The 7,218-nt window shown below is 58.9% G+C and carries 6 protein-coding genes; 2 read left to right on the plus strand and 4 right to left on the minus strand.

Annotation, left to right across the window (positions count from 1 at the left end):
* Positions 1–174 precede the first annotated feature (174 nt).
* The 4 genes from ACYSTU_RS07720 to ACYSTU_RS07735 form a co-directional block, all read right to left on the minus strand.
* On the minus strand, positions 175–1,608 hold the full coding sequence (locus ACYSTU_RS07720) for an NAD(P)(+) transhydrogenase (Re/Si-specific) subunit beta (RefSeq protein ID WP_498997192.1): 1,434 nt from the start codon (positions 1,606–1,608) through the stop codon (positions 175–177).
* Positions 1,608–1,928, minus strand: coding sequence for an NAD(P) transhydrogenase subunit alpha part 2 (locus ACYSTU_RS07725; protein WP_003220416.1), 321 nt, complete (start codon positions 1,926–1,928; stop codon positions 1,608–1,610). Before ACYSTU_RS07725 ends, ACYSTU_RS07720 begins: the two co-directional genes overlap by 1 nt.
* 15 nt (positions 1,929–1,943) lie before the next feature.
* Complete coding sequence (locus ACYSTU_RS07730) at positions 1,944–3,065, minus strand: Re/Si-specific NAD(P)(+) transhydrogenase subunit alpha (RefSeq protein ID WP_498997195.1); 1,122 nt, start codon at positions 3,063–3,065, stop codon at positions 1,944–1,946.
* Positions 3,066–3,502: 437 nt separating this feature from the next.
* The gene (locus ACYSTU_RS07735) at positions 3,503–4,399 is read right to left on the minus strand and encodes a LysR family transcriptional regulator (protein ID WP_136493281.1); all 897 of its coding nucleotides are present in this window, start codon (positions 4,397–4,399) and stop codon (positions 3,503–3,505) included.
* Between the two features lie 157 nt (positions 4,400–4,556).
* On the opposite strand from ACYSTU_RS07735, the gene ACYSTU_RS07740 reads away from it, so the two are divergent.
* Both ACYSTU_RS07740 and ACYSTU_RS07745 read left to right on the plus strand, forming a co-directional pair.
* A complete protein-coding gene (locus ACYSTU_RS07740; RefSeq protein WP_024015035.1) occupies positions 4,557–5,738 on the plus strand; it encodes an acyl-CoA dehydrogenase in 1,182 nt (393 codons plus the stop codon).
* Positions 5,739–5,752: 14 nt separating this feature from the next.
* Complete coding sequence (locus ACYSTU_RS07745; protein ID WP_136493282.1) at positions 5,753–6,973, plus strand: CaiB/BaiF CoA transferase family protein; 1,221 nt, start codon at positions 5,753–5,755, stop codon at positions 6,971–6,973.
* Positions 6,974–7,218 lie beyond the last annotated feature (245 nt).

The following is a 7,218-nucleotide window of genomic DNA, read 5'->3' on the forward strand; positions in this document are numbered from 1 at the left end:
TAGTGAATTTGGCCGGCGCCTGTCCCGCTACCAAGGTCGCAAACGAGGCCTCTATTTCGCGGGTTTGCAGTAAAACACCGTTACCGGATCTGCAACAACGCGGCAAATTGTCCAGCGTCTGGCGCAAACAAAAACGCCCCGACAAGTCGGGGCGTTGGCTATTGCAGCGGTGAATTACTCGACCGCTTTGACCATGTCTTCGATGACTTTCTTCGCGTCGCCGAAAACCATCATGGTCTTGTCCAGATAGAACAGTTCGTTGTCCAGACCGGCGTAGCCGCTGGCCATCGAGCGCTTGTTGACGATGATGGTCTTGGCCTTGAACGCTTCGAGAATCGGCATACCGGCAATCGGTGACTTCGGATCGTTCTTCGCGGCCGGGTTGACCACGTCGTTTGCGCCGAGCACCAGCACCACGTCGGCCTGACCGAACTCGGAGTTGATGTCTTCCATCTCGAACACCTGGTCGTAAGGCACTTCGGCCTCGGCGAGCAGGACGTTCATGTGCCCAGGCATGCGACCGGCCACCGGGTGAATCGCGTACTTCACGGTCACGCCGCGATGGGTCAGCTTCTCGGTCAGTTCCTTCAGTGCGTGTTGTGCACGGGCCACTGCCAGACCGTAGCCCGGTACGATGATCACGGTGTCGGCGTTGGTCAGCAGGAAGGTTGCGTCATCAGCCGAACCGGATTTCACCGGACGGGCTTCCTGCGCACCGGCAGTGCCTGCATCTGCCGTATTGCCGAAACCGCCGAGCAGTACATTAAAGAAGGAGCGATTCATCGCCTTGCACATGATGTACGAGAGAATCGCACCGCTCGAACCCACCAGCGAGCCGGCAATGATCAGCATCGAGTTGTTCAGCGAGAAACCGATGCCCGCCGCCGCCCAGCCGGAATAGCTGTTGAGCATAGACACCACTACCGGCATGTCGGCGCCGCCGATCGGGATGATGATCAGCACGCCCATCACGAACGCCAGTGCCAGCATCAGCGCGAACGCCATGAGGTTGCCGGTGAACATGAAGGTCAGGCCGAGAACCAGCGTAGCCAGACCCAGAACCGCATTGAGCTTGTGCTGACCGGCGAACTGTACCGGTGCGCCCTGGAACAGACGGAACTTGTATTTGCCTGAGAGCTTGCCGAAGGCGATCACCGAACCGGAGAAGGTGATCGCACCAATCGCCGCACCGAGGAACAGCTCCAGACGGTTGCCCGCCGGAATCGCATCGCCCAGTTGTTTAACGATACCCAGCGATTGCGGCTCGACCACCGCCGCAATGGCAATGAACACCGCCGCGAGGCCGATCATGCTGTGCATGAACGCTACCAGTTCCGGCATCTTGGTCATTTCAACGCGCTTGGCCATGATCGAGCCGGCGGTACCGCCGACCAGCAAGCCAACGATCACATAACCAATGCCAGCCGTGGCCAGTTCAGCGCCCAACTTATAGATGAGGCCGACCGTGGTGATGATTGCCAGCGCCATGCCGAGCATGCCGAACAGGTTGCCGCGCCGCGAAGTGGTCGGGTGCGACAGGCCTTTGAGGGCCTGGATAAAGCAGATCGACGCGATCAGGTAGAGCGTCGTGACGAGATTCATGCTCATTACTTCGGCGCCTCTTCTTTTGCTTTCGGGGCTTTCTTCTTGAACATCTCAAGCATGCGGCGGGTGACCAGGAAGCCACCAAACACATTGACCGCCGCCAGTGCCACTGCCAGCGTGCCCATGGTCTTGCCCAGCGGCGTGACGGTCAGCGCAGCGGCGAGCATGGCACCGACGATCACGATCGCGGAAATGGCATTGGTCACCGCCATCAACGGCGTGTGCAGCGCAGGCGTAACGTTCCAGACCACGTGGTAACCGACATAAATCGCCAGCACGAAGATGATCAGGTTGTAGATACCGGGGGAGATAAGCTCTTCCATCGTCTGAATCCCTGCTTAGGCGTTTTTGCGGATGACTTGGCCGTCGCGGCACATCAGGCACGCGGCGACGATGTCGTCTTCGAGGTTGACGTCGAACTGGCCTTCCTTGGTGAACACCAGCTTGAGGAAGTCCAGCAGGTTGCGTGCGTACAGCGCCGAAGCATCGGCAGCGACTTCACCGGCGAGGTTGGTCGGGCCGACGATGGTCACACCGTTTTCCACAACGACCTGATCGGCGACGGTCAGTGGGCAGTTGCCACCCTGGGCGGCGGCGAGGTCGATGACCACCGAGCCCGGCTTCATCTCTGCCACGGTCTCGGCGCTGAGCAGCGTCGGCGCCTTGCGGCCCGGAATCAGCGCGGTGGTGATGACGATATCGGCCTGCTTGGCGCGCTCGTGCACAGCCTGGGCCTGACGCTGCATCCAGCTCGCCGGCATTGGCCGCGCGTAACCGCCGACACCGACGGCGCATTCGCGCTCTTCATCGGTCTCGTAAGGCACGTCGACGAACTTCGCGCCGAGGGATTCGATCTGTTCCTTCACCGCTGGACGCACGTCAGACGCTTCGATCACCGCACCCAGACGTTTCGCCGTGGCAATCGCCTGCAACCCGGCCACGCCTGCGCCAAGAATCAGCACGCGCGCCGCTTTCACGGTGCCCGCAGCAGTCATCAGCATCGGCATGAAGCGTGGGTAATAGTGAGCCGCGAGCAACACCGCTTTGTAGCCGGCGATATTCGCCTGCGACGACAACACATCAAGACTCTGCGCCCGCGAGGTGCGAGGCGCCGCTTCGAGGGCGAACGCGGTAATGCCGCACTCGGCCATCTTCGCGATGGTCCCGTTGTTGAATGGGTTGAGCATGCCCACCAGCACCGCACCGCGCTTGATCAGCGTCAGTTCGGCATCGCTTGGCGCGATCACTTTGAGAATCAGCTCGGCGCCAAACGCGTCATTGGCGCTGCCAATGCTTGCGCCGGCCGCTTCATAGGCACTGTCGACGACACTGGCTTTGACGCCAGCGCCGCTTTGCACAGTGACCTTATGGCCTTGGCTGATCAGCTTCTTGATGGTTTCCGGGGTTGCAGCAACCCGTGTTTCACCGGTCTGGGTTTCGAGAGGAACACCAATGTGCACGTCAAATCTCCTGCGTGATCTTATTGAGTAAACCCATGCACTACGGATGGTGCGACTGGGGCGGCCGATCAGCACGATCCCGCCGAATCAGGGCGGGGCGCGGCATTTTGCAGGCGAACTTTATGCCCTTCAAGGGATTATGACGGGTGACGGAAAATTAACTACAAGTCATGCCGTGACCGAATGTCGCAGATGGCCAGTTGAACCCCTTGCAGGCCGTGCCCTGCATGGATTCTGGCTGAATTTGAAAAAAATTCGCATCGGTGGCGTGAATAGGCAGTAATGAGTCGCCATTAGAGGCTCAAAGCCACGTGTTTGGCAGCTTGTGGGACGTCTGTACGACTTTCGGATACAGTCTGCTCAAAAGCGACAAATAGTTATATCTGTAGGGCTTTGGTTTTTCTGACTACGGGGTTAAGTATTGCGCAAAGCCTTTATTATTCTAGGCTGTAGCTCTGCGCTTGATTTACCAGCCAGTCGCGAAATGCCTTCAGCGATGCCGATTCGACCTTTCGCTCCGGAATCATCAGGTAATAGGCCTTGATGCTGGAGAGCGCTTGAGGGTTGGCAACCACCAGACGTTTCTCTGCCAGCTCGCGCTGGATCAGAAACGGCGGAATCAGCGCGACGCCCATGTCGTGCATGGCTGCCTGGGCAAGCATGGAGAATAGCTCGTAGCGTGGGCCGGTCATGTCGCGCGGAATATTCAGCTGTTGCGAGTTGAACCATTGGCGCCAGGCGTAAGGTCGGGTGGTTTGCTGCAGCAGCGGTAGTTCAGCGATGGCTTGCGCTGTCAGCTGCTTGCGATCGCCGAGTAGGGCGGGGCTGCACACCGGCATCGGATTCTCGCCCATCAATCTGTGGGATTCGGTACCCGACCAATCGGCATCGCCGAAGTAGATCGCGGCATCGAATTCGGTGTCGGCAAACAGGAACGGCCGGGTGCGGTTGGTCAGGTTGACGGTCACTTCCGGGTGCTTGAGCTGGAAATCCTTGAGGCGTGGCAGCAGCCATTGCGTGCCGAAGGTCGGGACGACGGCGAGCTCGATGACGTTGGTGCCCTGCTGGCCCATCACCGAAAGGGTGTCGCGCTCCACCGCATCGAGCTGAGTCGCCACCCGGCGACTGTAGGAAAGACCCGCCTCGGTCAGTTTCACTCCACGTCGCGAGCGTCGGAACAGTTCCACGCTGAGGAAATCTTCCAGGCTGGCGATCTGTCGGCAAATGGCGCCTTGGGTGAGCGACAGTTCTTCAGCAGCACGGGTAAAGCTCTCATGGCGGGCGGCAGCTTCGAAACTGATCAGGGCGGCGGTGCTGGGGATCTTCCTGCGCATGTACGTCAACCTCACTAATGCGCCGCATAAAAGGCTATTCGCGACGTTTCGGAGTGAGAAATTAGCACAACAGGATGCGAAATCCTCGTTTGCCGCGATGGCGAACCGCGCCTAGGATCAATGCCACGTTAATTCACCCGATTGCGAGGGCACACTCATGGGCGGTAAAGCTAGTTTCAATTGGATCGATCCCCTGCTGCTGGATCAACAGCTCACCGAAGAAGAGCGGATGATCCGCGACACCGCCGCGCAGTTCGCTCAACAGAGTCTGGCGCCGCGTGTGCTCGAAGCTTTCCGTCATGAGAAGACCGATCCGGCAATCTTCCGCGAGATGGGTGAAGTCGGCCTGCTCGGTGCGACCATTCCCGAACAATACGGTGGCAGCGGTCTGAACTATGTCAGCTACGGTCTGATTGCCCGAGAGGTCGAGCGCGTCGACTCCGGCTACCGCTCGATGATGAGCGTGCAATCCTCGCTAGTGATGGTGCCGATTAACGAATTCGGCACCGAGGCACAGAAACAGAAGTATCTGCCGAAGCTGGCATCCGGCGAATGGATCGGTTGCTTTGGCCTGACCGAGCCGAACCATGGTTCCGATCCGGGCGCGATGATAAGCCGGGCGCGCAAAGTCGATGGCGGCTACAGCCTGACTGGCGCGAAGATGTGGATCACCAACAGCCCGATCGCTGACGTGTTCGTGGTCTGGGCCAAGGACGATGCTGGCGATATCCGTGGCTTCGTTCTGGAGAAAGGCTGGAAAGGTCTGAGCGCTCCGGCGATTCACGGCAAGGTCGGCCTGCGCGCTTCGATCACCGGTGAGATCGTCATGGACAACGTGTTCGTGCCGGAAGAAAACATCTTCCCGGATGTCCGTGGCCTGAAAGGCCCTTTCACCTGCCTCAATTCCGCACGCTATGGCATTTCCTGGGGCGCGCTGGGCGCGGCCGAATTCTGCTGGCACACCGCGCGCCAATACACTCTGGATCGTCAGCAGTTCGGTCGTCCGCTGGCCGCAACTCAGCTGGTACAGAAGAAACTCGCCGACATGCAGACCGAGATCACTCTGGCACTGCAAGGCTGCCTGCGCTTGGGCCGGATGAAGGACGAAGGTACCGCCGCCGTTGAAATCACTTCGATCATGAAGCGCAACTCCTGCGGCAAGTCGCTGGATATCGCACGAATGGCGCGGGACATGCTCGGTGGCAATGGCATCTCCGATGAGTTCGGTGTCGCTCGTCATCTGGTCAATCTGGAAGTGGTGAATACCTATGAAGGTACCCATGACGTTCACGCGCTGATCCTCGGGCGTGCGCAAACCGGTCTGCAGGCGTTCTATTAATAGGAGAGCAGACCATGGGCGCGCTGTCGCATCTGCGGGTTCTGGATTTATCGCGAGTACTGGCCGGGCCTTGGGCCGGGCAAATCCTCGCCGACCTTGGCGCCGAAGTGATCAAGGTCGAGCGCCCGGGCAATGGTGATGACACCCGCGCCTGGGGGCCGCCCTTCCTTAAAGACGCTTACGGCGAGAACACGTCGGAAGCGGCTTATTACCTCTCGGCAAACCGCAACAAGCAATCGGTCACCATCGACTTCACCCGCCCTGAAGGGCAGAAGCTGGTGCGCGACCTGGCGACAAAGTCGGACATTCTGATTGAGAATTTCAAAGTAGGTGGTCTGGCGGCCTATGGTCTGGACTATGAGTCGCTGAAGGCGCTCAACCCGAATCTGATCTATTGCTCCATTACCGGCTTCGGCCAGACCGGCCCTTACGCCAGGCGTGCAGGGTATGACTTCATGATCCAGGGCCTCGGCGGCTTGATGAGTCTGACTGGTCGACCTGAAGGAGATGAAGGCGCTGGCCCGGTGAAAGTGGGCGTGGCGCTAACGGATATTCTTACCGGGCTGTATTCGACGGTAGCGATCCTCGCGGCATTGGCTCATCGCGATCACGACGGTGGCGGCCAGCACATCGATATGGCGTTGCTGGATGTACAGGTCGCATGTCTGGCGAACCAGGCGATGAACTACCTGACCACCGGCAATGCGCCGAAGCGCCTGGGCAATGCGCATCCGAATATCGTGCCTTATCAGGACTTTCCTACGGCGGATGGCGACTTCATTCTCACCGTGGGTAATGACGGGCAGTTCCGCAAGTTCGCCGAGGTCGCGGGGCAACCGCAGTGGGCGGATGATCCGCGCTTCGCGACCAACAAGCTGCGGGTAGCGAACCGCGCGGTGCTGATCCCGTTGATCCGCCAAGCTACGGTCTTCAAGACCACGGCCGAGTGGGTTGCTCAATTGGAGCAGGCGGGTGTGCCTTGTGGGCCGATCAATGATCTGTCGCAGGTGTTTGAAGATCCACAGGTGAAGGCGCGCGGTCTGGCGATCGAGCTGCCTCATGCATTGGCGGGAATGGTGCCCCAGGTGGCCAGCCCGATTCGATTATCGGAGACCCCCGTTGAATATCGTCATGCGCCTCCTTTATTGGGTGAGCACACGTTAGAGGTTCTGCAGCGGGTGCTGGGTCTGGGGGCAGGTGCGGTGGCTATGTTGAAGGAAGAAGGCGTCCTTTAAGTCTTCTTCTATATAGAAGACGCTCTTTTCTCATCTGATTGGATGTTTTTTAACCAATTCGCAAGTTATTGAAAGAAAAGCGAAATTAACGGTTGACGGCAGATTCCAGAGGTCTATAATTCGCCCCACTTCCGGCGCAGTCGAAACGGAAAACTCCTTGAGAATCAAAGAGTTAAGCAGTTTTCGACAGCGGCTTGCTTCAGATCATCGAAGCCTGGAAGGAGTTGAAAGAGCGGTGATGTTTG

This window comes from Pseudomonas glycinis (assembly GCF_054871425.1).

Excerpts from the sequence above, each read along its gene's own strand:
- ACYSTU_RS07720 (WP_498997192.1), bottom strand. The coding sequence starts at position 1,608 with ATGAGCATGAATCTCGTCACGACGCTCTACCTGATCGCGTCGATCTGC.
- ACYSTU_RS07725 (WP_003220416.1), bottom strand. The coding sequence starts at position 1,928 with ATGGAAGAGCTTATCTCCCCCGGTATCTACAACCTGATCATCTTCGTG.
- ACYSTU_RS07735 (WP_136493281.1), bottom strand. The coding sequence starts at position 4,399 with ATGCGCAGGAAGATCCCCAGCACCGCCGCCCTGATCAGTTTCGAAGCT.
- ACYSTU_RS07740 (WP_024015035.1), top strand. The coding sequence starts at position 4,557 with ATGGGCGGTAAAGCTAGTTTCAATTGGATCGATCCCCTGCTGCTGGAT.
- ACYSTU_RS07745 (WP_136493282.1), top strand. The coding sequence starts at position 5,753 with ATGGGCGCGCTGTCGCATCTGCGGGTTCTGGATTTATCGCGAGTACTG.